Source organism: Aeromonas sp. QDB56 (assembly GCF_027705505.1).
GTDB lineage: Bacteria > Pseudomonadota > Gammaproteobacteria > Enterobacterales > Aeromonadaceae > Aeromonas > Aeromonas caviae.
This window is the reverse complement of sequence record NZ_JAPDBZ010000085.1, coordinates 1-16,805: the sequence shown is the minus strand read 5'-3', so window position 1 is coordinate 16,805 and position 16,805 is coordinate 1. Positions and strand designations below refer to the sequence as shown.

The following is a 16,805-nucleotide window of genomic DNA, read 5'->3' as shown; positions in this document are numbered from 1 at the left end:
AGGGCGGTGAAGATATCAAAGACCCGTTTTCCGGTAAATCGCAATGCGGCTCCGCTTAAGTGAACAGCATTGCCGCACATGCGGGCCTTTTCTTTTTCGGGCGACGGCTCAGCCGATGGGGCGCACCAGGGTGGGTTGATGGGGATCACTGAGGCGCTCGGCCAGATAGTCCACCAGCAGCCGCACCTTGGGAGAGAGGTGGCGGTTGTGGGGATAGAGGGCCCAGATCCCCTCCTCGGGGGCCCGCAACTCCGGCAGCAGCTCGATGAGCTCCCCCCGGGCGAGGTGGTCGCTCACGTAGTAGTCCGGCAGCTGGATGATGCCGATCCCCTTGATGGCCGCATCCAGCAGGGCGTGGCCGCTGTTGCACTGAAGCAGACCGCGTACCCGCACGCTGTGGGGTTTACCGTTCAGGGTGAAGTGCCATTCGTCCCCGTTGCCCACCAGGCAGGTGTGACGGGCCAGCTCCGAGAGACTGTTGGGCATGCCGTGGCGGGCGGTGTAGGCGGGGGAGGCACACACATAGGGTACCCGCTGCGCCAGCTTGCGGGCCACCAGGGTCGAATCCTTGAGGTGGCCGAGGCGGATCGCCAGATCGAACCCCTCGTGCACCAGATCCAGCAACTGGTTGGTGAGGTTGAGGGTCACCTCCAGCTGGGGGAAGCGCACCATGAAGTCGTTCACCAAGGGGGCGATGCGGCTCTCGCCGTAGGAGACCGGGGCCGTGATGCGCAAGGAGCCCTGGGGCACCGCCTGATGGCGTCCCACCGCCAGCTCCGCCTCGTAGAGGTTGTCCAGCAACTGGCGGCAGTGGCGAAAATAGATCTCCCCGAGTTCGGTGAGACGCACCTGACGGGTGGTGCGCAGCAGCAGCTTGGCCTGCAGCCTGTCTTCGAGCTGCGCCACCTGGCGGCTCACCTGGGCCACCGACACCCCGAGCTTGCGCGCGGCCGGGGTAAAGCCCCCCTGCTCCGCCACGCTGACAAATTCACAGACCCCTTCCCAGCCGAACATTATTACCTGTGTGTAAAAGTGATTTGATACTTAGCGTTATTATCACCAAATCGGCGGGAAACTACACTGGATCTCCGAACTCATTTCCGTTCATCCAACCACTACGAGGACGTCATTCATGGCACAGGTTCAGAGCATCAAGTGTAAAGCCGCCATCGCCTGGGGACCGGGTCAGCCCCTCTCCATCGAAGAGGTCGAGGTCATGCCGCCCCAGGCCGGCGAGGTGCGGGTGCGTATCGTCGCGACCGGCGTCTGCCACACCGATGCCTTCACCCTCTCCGGTGAAGATCCGGAAGGGGTCTTCCCCTGCATCCTGGGCCATGAAGGGGGCGGTATCGTCGAGTCCGTCGGCGAGGGCGTCACCAGCGTCAAGGTCGGCGATCACGTGATCCCGCTCTACACCCCAGAGTGCGGCGAGTGCAAGTTCTGCAAATCCGGCAAGACCAACCTGTGCCAGAAGATCCGCGCCACCCAGGGCAAGGGGCTGATGCCGGACGGCACCACCCGCTTCTCCAAGGACGGCCAGCCCATCTACCACTACATGGGCACCTCCACCTTCAGCGAATACACGGTACTGCCCGAAATCTCCATCGCCAAGGTGGATCCGGCCGCCCCCCTGGAAGAGGTCTGCCTGCTGGGCTGCGGCGTCACCACCGGCATCGGCGCCGTGATGAACACCGCCAAGGTGAAAGAGGGTGAGAGCGTCGCCATCTTCGGGCTGGGGGGCATCGGCCTCTCCGCCATCATAGGCGCGCGCCTGGCCAAGGCCGGCCGCATCATCGCCATCGACATCAACGAGAGCAAGTTCGAGCTGGCCCGCAAGCTGGGCGCCACCGACTGCATCAACCCGAACACGTTCGACAAGCCCATCCAGGAGGTGATCGTCGAGATGACCGACGGCGGCGTAGACTTCTCCTTCGAGTGCATCGGCAACGTCAAGGTGATGCGCGCGGCACTGGAGTGCTGCCACAAGGGCTGGGGCGAGTCGGTCATCATCGGCGTGGCCGGTGCGGGCCAGGAGATCAGCACCCGTCCGTTCCAGCTGGTCACCGGCCGGGTGTGGCGCGGCAGCGCCTTCGGGGGCGTGCGCGGTCGCAGCGAGCTGCCGAGCTACGTACAGCGCTACATGCAGGGTGAGTTCAAGCTGGACGACTTCATCACCCACACCATGCCCCTCGAGCAGATCAACGAGGCGTTCGATCTGATGCACGAAGGCAAGAGCATCCGCACCGTCATCCACTACTGATCCCATGAGCGCCCCGCCCATCGCATGGGCGGGGCAAGGAGTCCTTACATGAATCTGGACATCATCAGCAGCAACAAGAGCTTCGGCGGCTGGCACAAGCAGTATCGCCACCGCTCCAATGTGCTGGGGTGCGAGATGCGCTTCGCCATCTACCTGCCGCCCCAGGCCCTCACCGGCCAGAAAGTCCCGGTGCTCTACTGGCTCTCCGGTCTCACCTGCACCGACGAGAACTTCATGCAAAAAGCCGGGGCCCAGCGCATCGCCGCCGAGCTCGGCATCGCTCTGGTAGCGCCGGACACCAGCCCCCGCGGTGAAGGGGTGGCGGACGATCCCGGCTATGACCTCGGCATGGGGGCGGGTTTCTACGTCAACGCCACCCAGACCCCCTGGCGGGATCACTACCAGATGTACGATTACGTCACCCGGGAGCTGCCCGAGCTCATCGAGACCCACTTCCCGGTCTCGACGAAGCGCGCCATCAGCGGCCACTCCATGGGAGGCCACGGCGCCCTCATCGCCGCCCTGCGCGAGCCGGGTCGCTACCGCTCGGTGTCGGCCTTCAGCCCCATCAGCCACCCGAGCCGCTGCCCCTGGGGCCAGAAGGCCCTCGGCGCCTACCTCGGCAACAACCCCCTGCTGTGGCAGGAGTGGGATGCCTGCCAACTGCTGCGCCACCACGACAGCCCGCCCCTGCCGACCCTGGTGGACGTGGGGCTGGACGACCCCTTCCTGGCGGAGCAGCTCGGCATCGACACCCTGGCCGAAGTGGCCGCCACCCGGGCGTGGCCCCTGACGCTCAACCGCCATGCCGGCTACGACCACAGCTATTACTTCGTGGCGAGCTTCATCGAGGCGCACCTGCGCTTTCACGCCAACCACCTGGGCGAACCGGCCTGAGGCTGACCCGCTCGTGGCCGCCCCGTCAACGGGCGGCCATTCACCCGGAAACAGGAGACAAGGATGCCTCTCTTCACCACATTGCTGGCCATGCCGGACCAGTTCGAGCGGCTGCTGGCACAGGTCCCCACCGACCGTCTGGACTGGGAACCCGCCAACTGGGCCGGGATCCCCTCCGAGCGTTTCAGTGCCAGGGGGCACCTCTGCCACCTGCTGGACATCGAGGTGCTGGGCTATCAGGTGCGGTTTCGTCGCACCCTGGCGGAGAGCCTGCCGGAGCTCGCCTCCCTCGATGGCTATCAGCTCGCGCTGGACCATGATTACCCCCGGCAGGATACCGCCACGCAGCTCGACCGGTTTCGCACCGCCCGCCTGCAGACCGTCGAATGGCTGAAGACGGTACCGTCCGACGCCTGGCAGCGCCGCGCCCGCTATGGCGGCTATGGGGAGGTGACTCTGGACGGTCTGGTGCGCCTGCTCGTCAGCCATGACCACCAGCACCTCGCCGGCATGCAGTGGCTGCTGATGCGCCTGAACGCCGATCTGGGCCTCGCACTCCCCCTCGAGTGAAGCGTCACCCAACAGCGTCGCATCCTGCAAAAAAGGCCCCGAGGGGCCTTTTTCATTGTTGCGGTGATGGGATCAGCTCCCCAACCGGCTCACCTGACCCGAGCCCGCGATCTCGCTGGTCAGCGCTGGGCTGCCCCAGTAGTTGACCGCACCGGCTCCGGCGATCTCTATCTTGAGCCGCGACCGGGCACGCACCTCGACCTCGCCACTGCCGGCGATGCTCACCTCGACCTCCTCGCTGGCGATCCCGGCCCCCTTGACGCCACCGGCGCCGGCGATGTTCAGCGCCATCACCCGGGCGGAGCCCTGCCCCAGATCCAGGTTGCCCAGCCCGGCGATGTTGCCCTCCAGCCGATCCAGCGTCAGCCCGCTGGCGACGATGTCCCCCGTGCCCGCCAGGGAGAGCACCAGATCATCCCCCTTGAAGTCGCGCAAGGCGCCGTTGCCAACTCCCGCCAGTGCCAACTCGTGCAGCGTCGGCAGGGTGATGGTGATCTCCAGCGGCTGGGTGGGGTCGAGCCGGTAGCCATCCTTGACCTCGATCTCCAGCTTCTCCCCCTGCTCGGTGAGCACCAGATAGGGCAGCAGATTGGCCTCCCCCTTGACCCTGAGGGTGTGGCTCTCTCCCGCCACCAGGTACAGGTTGGCGGGCACGCCCGCCAGCACCCGGGTCACCTCATGCCCCAGGGGATGCTGCTGCTCCACCACGGCCCCCTCCCCGCGCACCTTGACGTCATCCTGCCAGCTGCATCCGGTCAGTCCCAGGGCCAGCACCACGCCCAGCATCCATTTCATCCCGCTACTCCTCGTTTCCTCTTTGCCGCACGGCGCGGCAGGTGAGTGGCAATGAGCAAACCCTGTGCCACATGGATAACATTATGATTTATCTATCCATTTCAATATTTCGAGGCTCGAATTGCCCACAACAAAGAGTCATTCAGACCACAATCTGGTCAATCTGACCACACCCGAAGGAGGGCGTTGACCCATTTTTTTGGTTGCCGCCCCGGTTCGTTGAGCCAATAGTGATACCTGGTGCGTATAGAGCACTCCATCGCTGCTTCACCCGCCAGAATCAACAAGGAGTCAGAGCGTGACCCAAGCCAGCCACCCATTCGTCCATCCGGGCCTGCCTGCCCCCACCCGCACCCCGCTGCTGACCGGCGACGATCCCGACCACAAGCGCCGCGAGCTCCTCGCCTACTTCTGCCAGACCTTCGATCTCTACGACTCGCTGTTCGACTGCCTGGCCGACGAGCGGGCCTGGTTCAACAAGGCGATCCCCCTGCGCCACCCGCTCATCTTCTACTACGGCCATACCGCCGCCTTCTTCGTCAACAAGCTGCTGGCGGCCCGTCTCATCGAGAGTCGGCTCGACCCCCGCATCGAGGCCCTGGTCGCCATCGGGGTGGACGAGATGAGCTGGGACGATCTGGACGAAACCCACTACGACTGGCCCACTGTGGCCGAGCTGCGTGACTACCGCGGCCGGGTGCGCGCCCTGGTGTGTGATTTCATCGAGCGGATGCCGATCGAGCTGCCCATCCATTGGCAGAGCCCGGCCTGGGTCATCCTGATGGGCATAGAGCACGAGCGCATCCACCTCGAGACCTCCAGCGTGCTGATCCGCCAGCTGCCCCTGGCCTGGGTGCGCAGCCAGCCCCAGTGGCCGGTCTGCCCCGAGGCGCGCCACGATCTCGCCGCCGTCCCCGTCAACACCCTGCTGCCGGTGGCCGGCGGCCAGGTGCGCCTCGGCAAGCAGGACGCCACCTACGGCTGGGACAACGAATACGGCGAGCGCCACATCGAGCTGGCCCCCTTCCAGGCCAGCCGCATGCTGGTGAGCAACGCCGAATACCTGGCCTTCGTGCAGGCGGGCGGCTACGAGACCCGTGACTGGTGGGATGACGAAGGCTGGGGCTGGCGCCAGTATGCCAAGGCCCGCATGCCCACCTTCTGGGTCGGCGACCCCCTCGAACCCGAACAATTGCATCTGCGGCTGATGACCGAGCAGGTCCCCATGCCCTGGGACTGGCCGGTGGAGGTGAACCAGCTGGAGGCCGCCGCCTTCTGCCGCTGGAAGGCGGATCAGACCGGCCTGCCCGTCCAGCTACCGAGCGAGGGGGAGTGGATGCTGCTACGGGAACAACTGGCCGGCGATCAGCCGGACTGGATGGAGGCCCCCGGCAACATCAACCTGGCCCGCTTCGCCTCCTCCTGCCCGGTGGATGCCTGCCCCCAGGGCAGCTTCTTCGATCTGGTGGGCAACGTCTGGCAGTGGACCAGCACCGCCATCGACGGCTTCGAGGGGTTCAAGGTGCACCCCCTCTACGACGACTTCTCCACCCCCACCTTCGACGGCAAGCACACCCTCATCAAGGGCGGGAGCTGGATCAGCACCGGCAACGAGGCGCTCAAATCCTCCCGCTACGCCTTCCGTCGCCACTTCTTCCAGCACGCGGGCTTCCGCTACCTGGTCTCACGCCATCAGGAGCCCGTCATCGTGAACCCTTATGAAACCGACACCCTGGTCGCCCAGTATCTCGACTTCCAGTACGGTCCGAGCCACTTCGGGGTCGCCAACTACGCCGAGGCTCTGGCCGGTCTTGCCAGCGAGCTCTGCGGCCGCCATGAGCGGGCGCTCGACATCGGCTGCGCCACCGGCCGGGCCAGCTTCGAACTGGCTCGCCGCTTCGCCCACGTGGACGGGGTGGACTACTCGGCCCGCTTCATCGACGTGGCCCTGACCCTGGCAAGACAGGACAGCTTCCGCTATGCGGTGCCGGTGGAAGGGGATCTGGTGGAATATTGCGAGGCGCGCCTCTCCCGCCACGAGCTCGGTCGCGAGCAGAGCGAGCGGGTCCACTTCAGCCAGGGGGATGCCTGCAACCTCAAGCCCAAGTACGGCGACTACGACCTGGTGCTCGCCTCCAACCTGATCGACCGGCTGCGGGAGCCCGCCCGCTTCCTGCGGGACATTGCTCCGCGCCTTCGCAGCGGCGGCCTGCTGGTGCTCACCAGCCCCTACACCTGGCTGACCGACTACACCCCCAAGGCCAACTGGCTCGGCGGCATCCGGGAAAACGGCGAGGCCCTCGGCACCTATCAGGCGCTGCAACGGCTGCTGGCGGAGGAGTTCGAGGAGCACATGCCCCCGAGGGACGTCCCCTTCGTCATCCGCGAGACCGCCCGCAAGTACCAGCACACGGTGGCCCAGCTCACCGTCTGGCGCAAACGCTGACGACGCGGCAAACGAAAGAGGGAGGCCCATGGCCTCCCTCTTCTTTATCCGGACCGCTTACCCCTCCTGTACCTGGGGCACCGCCTCCTGCTCGCGGTAGCGGCGGGCCAGCACGGCGCACACCATCAGCTGGATCTGGTGGAAGATCATCAGGGGCAGCACCATGACCCCGACGCTGGCGGCGGGGAACATGACGTTGGCCATGGGCACCCCGTTGGCCAGGCTCTTTTTGGAGCCGCAGAAGACGATGGTGATCTCGTCCGCCCTGTTGAAACCGAGGCGGCGACTGATCCAGATGTGCCACCCCAGCACCAGCGCCAGCAGCACGCAACTCAGCAGCACGATGCTGGCGAGATCGTACCAGCCGACCTGGTGCCAGATCCCCTGCACCACCGCCTCGCTGAAGGCCACGTAGACCACCAGCAGGATGGAGCTTTGATCCAGCTTGCCAATGAGCGGCCGGTGGCTGTCAACCCAGCGACCGATGAGGGGGCGCGACAGGTGGCCCACCACGAACGGCAACATCAGCTGCACCATGATGGCCTGAATGGAGTGCCAGGTATCGACCCCCTCCCCCTGCACATTGATCATCAGCCCTACCAACACCGGCGAGAGGAAGATGCCGAGGATGCTGGAGGCCGAGGCGCTGCACACCGCCGCCGACACATTGCCCCCCGCCATGGAGGTGAAGGCGATGGCCGACTGCACGGTGGCGGGCAGGGCGCACAGATACAAGAAACCGAGATAGATGGCCGGGCTCAGCCACTGGGGCACCAGGGGCGTGAGCAGCAGCCCCAGCAGCGGGAAGAGCAGGAAGGTGCTCGCCATCACCACCAGGTGCAGCCGCCAGTGGCCGAGGCCCGCCAGCAGGTTCTGGCGCGACAGCTTGGCACCATGCATGAAGAACAAGAGCGCCACCGCCAGCTTGGTCAACAGACCGAACCAGACGGCCACCTGCCCCTCGCAGGGGAAGAAGGAGGCCAGCGCGACCACCACAATCAGCACAGAGGTAAAAGGATCCAGACGCACGGGGAGTCTCCAGAGAAAGCGCGTCCCGCACGGGATGGGGACGACAGGGCACGGGGAAGGCGTCATCAGACGGCGACCCCGGATACGAAGGGACAAGCTTACCCCGAACACCCTATGGTGCAAAGTTGAGCGGCAGCCTCATTTGTTTCATTTTGTTAAACGATAACGCACATTCTCACAGCAAAACTAAACGAGTTTGCCCCTCCGGTCCCGGATCCGGCCAACAAAAAACGGGCGACCAAGGCCGCCCGTCTCCTGTTTGCCACATGCCGATCAGCGCTGGCTGGCCAGGGTGCCGCTGCCCGCTTTTTTCTCGTTGCCACCTGACTTGCGGGCTTGGCGCTTCTCGAAGCGGGAGATCCACCAGTAGGCCAGCGCCGAGAAGACTGCGGTCATAAAGACGTTGATGAAGAAGGCGCGCACCAGATCCACCCCGGCCGGGAAGGCGGAGGCACTCATGCTCACCACGAAAATGGCGATCAGCACAGACACCACGCCCATCCCGAACTTGCGCGACCCCATGCGGAACTCGCGGGGGGTGTCGTCATGTTTCCAGCGGAACACGAAGTAGGCCACCATGATGAAGATCGGCGGCAACATGGCGGTACCGGCGGTGAGGTTGATGGCGGTGTTCATCATCTGCTGTACCGACTCGGAGCCGAAGCCGTTCACCACCAGCATCGCGAACACGAAGACAAACTGCCACCAGGCGGCGCGCACCGGCACCCCGTGCTCGTTGAGCTGGGTGGTCTTCTCGCCGTAAACCCCCTGGGGGATCTCGGAGAAGTGGATCTTCACCGGCGCCGAGGTCCACATCATCATGGAGCCGAACATGGCGATGAACAGCACCACGCCGACAAAGCGGCCCACCAGCGCCTCGGAGAGACCGAAGTACTGCGCCATGCCGGTGAAGATCTCCACCATGCCGCCGGCATAGGTGAGGCTCTCGCGCGGTACGAACACGTTCACCAACAGGGAACCGACCGCATACATGGCACCGATGACGATACCCGCACTGATGATCACCTTGATGAAGGACTTCTGGCCGCCCTTCACGTCATTGAGGTAGGCCGCCGCTGTCTCGGCACCGCCCGCCGCCTGGAAGATCCAGCACATGATGCCGAGCGTCGCCCAGTTGACGGTGGGAGTCATCGCCTCCAGCGTGATGGGCTGGGCCGGCACATGATCCCCACTCAGGGCCATCAGGGCCCCCAGCACATAGATGGCGAACAGGGCAAATACACCGTAGGCCACGATCTCCGCAATCTTGCCGAGCCAGCTCGCCCCCTTGGTGGAGATGTGGGTCGCCGCCGCGAACAGCACGATGGAGATGATCGAGGTGACCATGGGCGAGAAGCTGTACTCATAGCCCAGCATGGCGTAGGAGGCGTAGGCGATGACGTTGGGCAGCAGGGAGACGAACCAGAACAGGTTCACGAACCAGTAGAGAAACGAGCCCAGATAGGCCATCCGGGTGCCGAGCGGCTTCTTGAGCCAGTCGTACATCCCCGACTCGGAGTTTTTGTTGGCCGAGACGAACTCGGCGATGATGAAGACGAACGGGATGAAGTAGACGATGGTCGCCAGCAGGAAGATGGGGGCTGAGCTGAGCCCCAGCTCGATGTTGTTGTTGACGATGTTGCGCACGTTGAACACGGCGGCAAAGGTCATCGACAACAGGGCAAACTTGCCTATGGTGCCGCGTACGGATTCAGACATGGTGTCCTCCAGTGGACTCGCGCTCCCTGCGGGTAACGCTGTGACTCTGTGATGTGTTCGGCAAGGGTCAGTCGGCCCCGCCCGCTACTCTCTTGTTGTGATCGGGCCGCGTGGGCGGCCTCGTTGGTGAACCGGTGCAATCTCACCGCACCAGCTCGCAATACCATTCAGACGATCGGAGTGCCCGGCGCCATCGGCACCCGCGGTTGCAACAGCACGCTCTGGCTCTCGTCCGGGGTCTCGGCGCACAGCAACATGCACTCGGATCGCTCGCCGCGCATTCGGGTAGGCTTGAGGTTGGTCAGCACCACCACCTCGCTGCCCATCAGCTCCTCTTCGCTGTAGTAAGGCACCAGACTGGTGACGGTCTGCAGCGGCCGCTCGCCACCCACGTCGATCTGGACGATATAGAGTTTGTCGGCCCCGGGGTGACGCACCACCTCCAGCACCTTGCCCACCTTCATCTCGACCCGCTTGAATTCGGCAAACTCGATCGTCTCGCTCATGCACTTTTCCTTCTCTGGTTCAACGGTTTGCGGGTGGCCAACGGCCACCCGGTTTGATGGGGGTCATGACGGCTGGATGACGACCTGCGCCGCTGGCTCGGCCTCTTTCGCGCGCGCCTTGGCGCTGAGGGAGGCCTCGTATCTGTTGTATTTCCACCAGGCGAAGCCGAGGAAAATCACGATCCCGCCGACGTTGTAGAAGACGATTGTCATGATGTCGGCGCCGGTCGGGAAGGTGGAGGCGAGGAAGCCCACCGAGAAGAGGACGATCAGCACCGACACCACGGCGATGCCGGTGGTGCGCGAACCCATCTTGAACTCCCGCGGCAGGTGGTCGAGCTTCAGCCGCAGATTGAGGTAGGCCAGCATGATGAACAGCGGCGGCAGCATGGAGGCGGCGGCGGTCATGTTGATGACGGTGTTCATCAGATCCTGCGCTGTGTTGGAGCCCAGGGTCGGGATCACCATCAACGGCAGCACGATGAGGTACTGGATCCAGGCTGCCCGGGCGGGTACGCCGTTCTCGTTCAGCTCGACGGTTTTCTTGCCGAAGATGCCGGCCGGGATCTCGGAGAAGAAGATCTTCACCGGGGTCGCCGTCCACATCAGCAGGGAGCCGAACATGGCGGTGAAGGAGACCAGCCCGACGAAGCGGTTCATCAGGATCTCCGGCAGGCCGAAGTAGGCCGCCAGCCCCTCGAACACCTGCACCGAGCCGCCAGTGTATTTCAGGGTGTAGCTGTGGACGAAGACGTTGATCAACAGCGATGCGATGGAGTAGAGCACGCCGATAAAGATCCCGGCGATGATGATCACCTTCACGAAGGATTTGGAGCCGCCCTTCACGTCATTGACGTAGACCGCCACCGACTCGGCGCCACCGGCTGCCATAAAGATCCAGGTGGTGATGCCGAGGAAGGCCCAGCTGAAATCGGGGACCATGGCCTCTACCGTGATGGGGTCAGCCGGTTGTACGCCGCCCACCAGTGCCGCACCTGCCAGCAGAATGTAGGAGAGGGTCAGCAGCAGCATCAGGGACGAGGTCACCGAGGTGATGGGGCCGAGCATCTTGGTGCCGTTGGTGGAGACGTAGGTGGCAAAGGCAAACAGCACCATGCTCAAGGCCGTGGTCGCCACCGGGGTGAGAATGTACTCGTAGCCGAGGAAGGCATAGGAGGCGTAGGCGATGACCCGCGGCAGCAAGGAGGTGAAGAAGAAGAGGTTCACGAACCAGTAGGTGTAGGCGGAGATGAAGGCCCAGCGACCGCCGAGGGAGCTCTTCACCCAGGCATACACCCCCGCTTCGGAGTTTTTGTTCAGTGACACGAACTCCGCAATGATCAGACAGAACGGAATGAAGTAAAAAAGGGTGGCCAGAAAGAACATCGGGGCCGAGGCCAGACCGATCTCGATGTTGTTGTTGATGACGTTGTTGAAGCTGAATACCGCCGCGAAGGTGAGCGACAGCAGACCAAACTTGCCTATCGTATTGCGTTTGGAATCAGACATGGTGCATCTCCAGACCTGTAGTTATCTCAGCGAAAGGGCGGGGCATGATGTGTAGGGTGAGCCCCGCCCTTTCGGCTTTGTCAGTGCAGAACCGGCGGCTTGTTATTTGTTCTTGAAGTAGCCGCCTTCGACGGTGACCTTGATGATCACCTTGCGCACCGGCCCGTCGCCGACAAACCTGTAAGCCTCGTCGTTCTCGAAGATCACCACCTGCCCGTTGCCCACCTGCTGGCGCTCACGCACCTCACCGGCCAGCCACTCGCGGTCTGTGGTGTCGTCATAAGCCTGCTCGACCGCCAGCTCGCTCTTGGCTGCCCACTCCACCGTCTCTTCCCCTTCCAGGTAGTAGTGGACGTCGAAGTAGCGGCGCTGCCCCTCGAACAGTGAGGTGGCCGGGCTGGCCCCCTCCTGCAAGCGGTAGGTGAGGGAGTCACCGATGGAGTGGCAGATGCCGGGCTTGAGGTTCGGCAGGTTGTTGATGGCCTCCACGCAGCGGCCCCACTTCTTGCCCTCCCGGTAGATGTTTTTGAACAGGGTCAGGTTGTCCAGGGTGATCATGCGAGGTTCCTCCCGCCGTTGATGGTGAGGTCGAGCCCGGCCAGCGCAGCCGGATTGAGGTTGCCGCGAGCGATGGGCAGCAGGGTCAGGCCGAAGCTGAACGGCTCGAAGCGCACCCGCCAGGAGTCCAGCACCTCGGAGCCCCAGGAGTTGGAGCCGAGCCCCAGTACCTTGTGATCCAGATTGAGGGTGAGATAACCACTCGGCTCCAGCTCGTTGATGTGTTGCGCCGCGTGGATATGCTCCCAGCTGTAGGGCCAGACGCTCAGGTTGATGGGGGCATCGGGCCGCACGTAGAGACCGGCGCCGTGGCGGTTGGTCAGGGTCGCCCAGCGCACCTGCTGGCGGTTGCCGTTGTCCTGCGGGAAGGGGTAGTGCTCCCACATCTCGCTGACTGTGCTCTGGAAGCTGTCGATCCAGTTGCTCTGGCGACTGTCCTGATAGTTCTCGCCCGGCCCCATGCCGTAGTAGTGCACCCGGTCGAGATCCTGACGAATGCCCAGCTCGAAGCCGATCTTGGGAATGATGTCGTCATAGCCGCCATAGGGCTGACCGGACAGCGCCACATGCAGCTGACCATTCGGGCTCAGGGTGTAGACGTAGCGGCAACGCATGCCGAAGTCGAACACCGGCGGCGCGATCAGACTCTCGACCGTCACCTCGACCGCCTCGCCCAGCTGACGCCAGCTTAAGGTGCGGAAGTGCTCCTGCATGATCTGCAGGTGGTTGGGGTGCCACAGGCTCTCGTACTCCTGCTTGTGGTTGTCGATCATCGGCTTGAAGAAGGTGAGGCGCGGCGAACGCTCGATGAGCTCGATACCATCCTGCTGCCAGCTCACCAGCTTGCCGTCGAGGCGCGAGAAGCGCAGGGCAAAGCCGCTACCGCTCAAGGTCAGCGCGAGGCGCTCATCAGCGATATCCAACGGAGTAGCGTTGGGATTGGCAAAGGGCTGCAGCTGGCGAGTCGACTCTTTCAGCCGGAACTGGTACTGGCCCAGCTCGTGCTCCGCCGCGCTGTAACGGGTGGCAGTGGCCTTGATGACCCGCAGCTGGACGAAGGTTTCCCGCCCATCAAGGGATGGCAGCTCGAGTTGTAGCTCAGTGGTGGCACCGGGAGCAATCCCTTCCAACCGGATTTGCTGGCTGGCCAGCAGCTCGCCCTCAGCCTTCACTTCGACCAGCAGACGGATGTCGTCGAGACTGGAGAACCAGTAGCGGTTTTCCACTTCCAGCTTGCCGCTCGCCAGATCCAGTGCCCGCACCTTGACCGGGCAGATCACCTGCTTGTATTCATGCAGCCCCGGCCCCGGGGTCTGATCCGGATAGATGAGGCCATCCATGCAAAAGTTGTAGTTGTTGGGGTAGTCGCCGTAGTCGCCGCCGTACTTGTAGACTGGGCGGCCCTGCTCGTCCTGATCCAGAATGCCGTGATCGCACCACTCCCAGATGTAGTGACCCTGAATGTGGGGATGGCGGTCAAACACCTGCTGGTATTCGCTCAGGCCACCCGGGCCGTTGCCCATGGCGTGGGCGTATTCGCAGAGGATGCGTGGCTTCGCCATCGGGAACTCGCCGAAGCAGTTCATCTGGGAGACGCGGGAATACATGGTGCTGACCACATCCACCACCTCGGCATCGCGATCCTCTTCGTAGTGCACCAGCCGGGTCGGGTCGATCGCCTTGCAGCGCTGGTACATGGCTCTGATGTTGCAACCGTAGCCGGACTCGTTGCCGAGCGACCAGATGATGATGGAGGGGTGGTTCTTCTGGGCGTGCACGTGGCGCTCGATGCGATCCACGAACACCGGCTCCCAGAAGGAGTCGTCGGTGATGCGGCTGAGATCGCCGACGTTGGCAAAGCCGTGGGTCTCCACGTCGGTCTCCGCCATCACGAACAGACCGTACTGGTCGCACAGCTCGTAGAAACGCGGGTCGTTCGGGTAGTGGGCGGTGCGCACCGAGTTGAGGTTGTGCTGCTTCATCAACACGATATCGCGCTCAACACGGTCCATGCCGACCGCACGGCTCTTGAGGTGGTCGTTGTCGTGACGGTTCACCCCGTGCAGCTTGAGGTAGTGGCCGTTGACGTAGAAGAGACCATCTTTGACCTTGATTTCACACACCCCGACCCGCTGCGGGATCACTTCCAGCAGCTCGCCCTGACCGTTGTAGAGGGAGAGTTGCAGCTGGTAGAGGTAAGGATCTTCGGCGCTCCACAGATGGGGGTTGGCCAGATCCAGCGTGAAGCGGCAATCACACTTGCCGTCGATGGCGAGATGGTCGAGGGAGCCGCTGGCGATCTCGCTGCCCTGATCCAGCAGGGACCAGACCAGACGGAGATCACGGGCTGCTGCCCCCAGGTTCTCCAGCTGGATATCGCAGCTCAGGGTCGCGCTCCGGTTGTCGTCGGCCAGCGCGGTGCGGATGAAGAAGTCCTGCACATGGGCGGCCGGTTTGCCCACCAGATAGACGTCGCGGAAGATCCCCGCCATCCACCACATGTCCTGATCTTCGATATAGGTGGAGTCCGCCCACTGCATCACCCGTACCGACAGCAGGTTCTCGCCAATGTTGGCGTAGGCACTGATATCGAACTCGGCGGTGAGACGGCTCCCCTTGCTGAAGCCGACATAGTGGCCGTTCACATAGACCTCGAAGTAGGTCTCCACCCCGTCAAACTTGATGATCACCTGCTCGCCATCCCAGGCCGGGCTCAGCGTGAAGCTGCGCTGATAGGCGCCGGTGGGGTTGTTGGTCGGCACGAAGGGCACGTCTATGGGGAAGGGAAAACCTTCGTCGGTGTACTGGAGCTGACCATGTCCTTCCATCTGCCACATGTTGGGCACGGTGATCTGGCCCCACTCGCTCATGGGGCTGTGATAGAAGGCCTCCGGCACCTGCAGGGGGTGGTCGAAGTAGTGGAACTGCCATTGGCCGCTCAGCCCCAGAAAACGGCGGCTCAGCTCGCGCTGCATGGTGGCCGCCAGCACGTGGTCGGCATAAGAGAAGAAGTAGGCGCGCGGAGCCAGCCTGTTTTCACCAACGAATTGGACGTTTTCCCAGTTATTCACATGTCCTCCCGGAACAAGGCAACTTTGACTGGGTAAACTCTAGATAAACATTTACTAAATATCAGCTTTGGATTGGTAAAGTTTTAACCTGATCACAATGAACAGATGGTTTTGTGAGCGAGATCAGAAGCGGGAGATAAAGGAGGGCAAGATATGGATGAGTGGCATGGATGTTGATAGTAGCTAGCTGCGCTACAATAAAATTAACTATAAAACAATATGATATGAAGATGCTGGATGATATGGGAAAGAGGTTTGCTAGGGAGATGTGTCGCACCACCGCAAGATGGCGCGACTAAAAAGCAGAATATTTTACTAAAATCAGCGGGTGGTGCCACGCAGGGTCAACTTGCTCGGTACCAGCACCCGAAGGGGAATATCCCGCTCGTCTCGCAGCCGCTCAACCAGCAAATTTACCCCCTGGGAGCCCATCAACTCGGAGTGGATCCGCACCGTTGAGAGCGGCGGGAAGGTGAACTTGGCGGTCGGAATATCGTTGACGCTGATAAGCTCGATCTGCTGGGGAATCGCCAATCCCTTCTCATGAATGGCACGCAGCACACCAATGGCGATGGAGTCGGAGGCGACGAACAGCGCCTTGGGCCAGTCGCCAACCAGCATCTCCTTCGCCAACTGGTATCCGGAAGCGCTGGAGAAGTCCCCACGATAGAGATCGCTCTCCTGCACCACCCCCAGCCGCTGGCCATACTCCCGGAAGGCCAGTTCACGCAGGTCCGGATTCTCATCCTGGCCACCGATATAACCGATACGCTGGTGCCCCTGCGCAATGAAGTAATCGACTACCTGCTGGCTGATCAGGGCGAGATCCACATCGACCGAGTCGAACTCGCCCTGTGAACGGCAGTCGACAAACACCAGCTGGCTGGAACAAGCCCTTAGCTGGACGAGACGCTCGGCTGTGAGGGTGCCGACCACCAGAATGCCATCCACGGCGCTAAGTTCGCGCCCTTCACCGCAGTTGTAGAGATGAGTCAGTTCGATATTGAGGCGGGCACTCTGGGTTTCGATGCCATAACGGATAGCGAGATAGTAAGGGTCGTTGACCTCGGTACTCTGGGGATAGGCATAGACCACCAGAAAGTGCAGCTTGCTCTTGTGTACCCCCTTGCGGGCGCTGCTGGTCTTGTACTCCAGCCGTTCGGCAATCTCGAAGATCCGCTGCTTGGTCTCTTCCTTGACGCTCAGGCTGGGATCCTCGTTCAGTACCCGGGATACCGTGGCGAGAGAAACCCCCGCTTCCTGTGCAATTTCCTTCAACGTAGCCATCAATACCTCGCTGGCAGCATCACGTGTTAATCGGTAACGGCTAAAGAGTAACGGGCAATCCCTTGATAGCCCAGCACTTTTACTAATACCAATCGGATTAAACATTAGGTCAGTTTTATCCAATCTCGGCTACAAAGTGACATCACCCGCTCCACATC

Annotated in this window: 13 protein-coding genes; 4 read left to right on the top strand and 9 right to left on the bottom strand. The window is 62.7% G+C overall.

Annotated elements, in window-relative coordinates; translation table 11 throughout:
• Positions 1 to 108: 108 nt before the first annotated feature.
• Entirely contained in the window at positions 109 to 1,014 is a 906-nt protein-coding gene (locus tag OKB81_RS13665) for a LysR substrate-binding domain-containing protein (RefSeq protein ID WP_119197069.1), read from the bottom strand.
• Between the two features lie 118 nt (positions 1,015 to 1,132).
• On the opposite strand from OKB81_RS13665, the gene OKB81_RS13660 reads away from it, so the two are divergent.
• The 3 genes from OKB81_RS13660 (at position 1,133) to OKB81_RS13650 (ending at position 3,727) form a co-directional block, all read left to right on the top strand.
• Positions 1,133 to 2,260 (top strand): S-(hydroxymethyl)glutathione dehydrogenase/class III alcohol dehydrogenase, encoded by a 1,128-nt coding sequence (locus OKB81_RS13660; RefSeq protein ID WP_010672469.1) that lies wholly within the window; start codon positions 1,133 to 1,135, stop codon positions 2,258 to 2,260.
• A 48-nt stretch (positions 2,261 to 2,308) separates the two neighbouring features.
• On the top strand, positions 2,309 to 3,157 hold the full coding sequence (gene fghA / locus OKB81_RS13655; protein ID WP_039039543.1) for an S-formylglutathione hydrolase: 849 nt from the start codon (positions 2,309 to 2,311) through the stop codon (positions 3,155 to 3,157).
• A 63-nt stretch (positions 3,158 to 3,220) separates the two neighbouring features.
• Complete coding sequence (locus OKB81_RS13650; RefSeq protein WP_010672467.1) at positions 3,221 to 3,727, top strand: DinB family protein; 507 nt, start codon at positions 3,221 to 3,223, stop codon at positions 3,725 to 3,727.
• Between the two features lie 72 nt (positions 3,728 to 3,799).
• On the opposite strand, the gene OKB81_RS13645 is transcribed toward OKB81_RS13650, so the two are convergent.
• Positions 3,800 to 4,522 carry a GIN domain-containing protein gene (locus tag OKB81_RS13645; RefSeq protein WP_053288848.1) on the bottom strand — a complete coding sequence of 241 codons (723 nt, stop codon included), beginning with the start codon at positions 4,520 to 4,522 and terminating at the stop codon, positions 3,800 to 3,802.
• Positions 4,523 to 4,820: 298 nt separating this feature from the next.
• On the opposite strand from OKB81_RS13645, the gene ovoA reads away from it, so the two are divergent.
• Complete coding sequence (ovoA, locus tag OKB81_RS13640; RefSeq protein WP_053288849.1) at positions 4,821 to 6,968, top strand: 5-histidylcysteine sulfoxide synthase; 2,148 nt, start codon at positions 4,821 to 4,823, stop codon at positions 6,966 to 6,968.
• 57 nt (positions 6,969 to 7,025) lie between these two features.
• On the opposite strand, the gene OKB81_RS13635 is transcribed toward ovoA, so the two are convergent.
• The 7 genes from OKB81_RS13635 to ebgR all read right to left on the bottom strand — a co-directional run bounded on the left by OKB81_RS13635 (position 7,026) and on the right by ebgR (position 16,647).
• A complete protein-coding gene (locus OKB81_RS13635; protein ID WP_160838573.1) occupies positions 7,026 to 7,997 on the bottom strand; it encodes a bile acid:sodium symporter family protein in 972 nt (323 codons plus the stop codon).
• Positions 7,998 to 8,270: 273 nt separating this feature from the next.
• Positions 8,271 to 9,716, bottom strand: a complete 1,446-nt coding sequence (locus OKB81_RS13630; RefSeq protein WP_119197074.1) for an amino acid permease — start codon at positions 9,714 to 9,716, stop codon at positions 8,271 to 8,273.
• A gap of 167 nt (positions 9,717 to 9,883) precedes the next feature.
• Positions 9,884 to 10,222: a tRNA-binding protein gene (locus tag OKB81_RS13625; protein ID WP_026080427.1), complete on the bottom strand. Its 339-nt coding sequence runs from the start codon at positions 10,220 to 10,222 to the stop codon at positions 9,884 to 9,886.
• A gap of 63 nt (positions 10,223 to 10,285) precedes the next feature.
• Positions 10,286 to 11,731, bottom strand: a complete 1,446-nt coding sequence (locus OKB81_RS13620; RefSeq protein WP_270805274.1) for an amino acid permease — start codon at positions 11,729 to 11,731, stop codon at positions 10,286 to 10,288.
• 102 nt (positions 11,732 to 11,833) lie between these two features.
• Complete coding sequence (locus tag OKB81_RS13615; protein WP_043851543.1) at positions 11,834 to 12,289, bottom strand: beta-galactosidase subunit beta; 456 nt, start codon at positions 12,287 to 12,289, stop codon at positions 11,834 to 11,836.
• Positions 12,286 to 15,360 (bottom strand): beta-galactosidase subunit alpha, encoded by a 3,075-nt coding sequence (ebgA, locus tag OKB81_RS13610; RefSeq protein ID WP_160838577.1) that lies wholly within the window; start codon positions 15,358 to 15,360, stop codon positions 12,286 to 12,288. Before ebgA ends, OKB81_RS13615 begins: the two co-directional genes overlap by 4 nt.
• 321 nt (positions 15,361 to 15,681) lie before the next feature.
• The gene (ebgR, locus tag OKB81_RS13605; RefSeq protein ID WP_119197076.1) at positions 15,682 to 16,647 is read right to left on the bottom strand and encodes a transcriptional regulator EbgR; all 966 of its coding nucleotides are present in this window, start codon (positions 16,645 to 16,647) and stop codon (positions 15,682 to 15,684) included.
• Positions 16,648 to 16,805: the final 158 nt, after the last annotated feature.

What these genes read in the sequence shown, in the direction of transcription:
- OKB81_RS13665 (WP_119197069.1), bottom strand. Translation starts at nt 1,014, where the DNA reads ATGTTCGGCTGGGAAGGGGTCTGTGAATTTGTCAGCGTGGCGGAGCAG.
- OKB81_RS13660 (WP_010672469.1), top strand. Translation starts at nt 1,133, where the DNA reads ATGGCACAGGTTCAGAGCATCAAGTGTAAAGCCGCCATCGCCTGGGGA.
- fghA (WP_039039543.1), top strand. Translation starts at nt 2,309, where the DNA reads ATGAATCTGGACATCATCAGCAGCAACAAGAGCTTCGGCGGCTGGCAC.
- OKB81_RS13650 (WP_010672467.1), top strand. Translation starts at nt 3,221, where the DNA reads ATGCCTCTCTTCACCACATTGCTGGCCATGCCGGACCAGTTCGAGCGG.
- OKB81_RS13645 (WP_053288848.1), bottom strand. Translation starts at nt 4,522, where the DNA reads ATGAAATGGATGCTGGGCGTGGTGCTGGCCCTGGGACTGACCGGATGC.
- OKB81_RS13630 (WP_119197074.1), bottom strand. Translation starts at nt 9,716, where the DNA reads ATGTCTGAATCCGTACGCGGCACCATAGGCAAGTTTGCCCTGTTGTCG.
- OKB81_RS13625 (WP_026080427.1), bottom strand. Translation starts at nt 10,222, where the DNA reads ATGAGCGAGACGATCGAGTTTGCCGAATTCAAGCGGGTCGAGATGAAG.
- OKB81_RS13620 (WP_270805274.1), bottom strand. Translation starts at nt 11,731, where the DNA reads ATGTCTGATTCCAAACGCAATACGATAGGCAAGTTTGGTCTGCTGTCG.
- OKB81_RS13615 (WP_043851543.1), bottom strand. Translation starts at nt 12,289, where the DNA reads ATGATCACCCTGGACAACCTGACCCTGTTCAAAAACATCTACCGGGAG.
- ebgR (WP_119197076.1), bottom strand. Translation starts at nt 16,647, where the DNA reads ATGGCTACGTTGAAGGAAATTGCACAGGAAGCGGGGGTTTCTCTCGCC.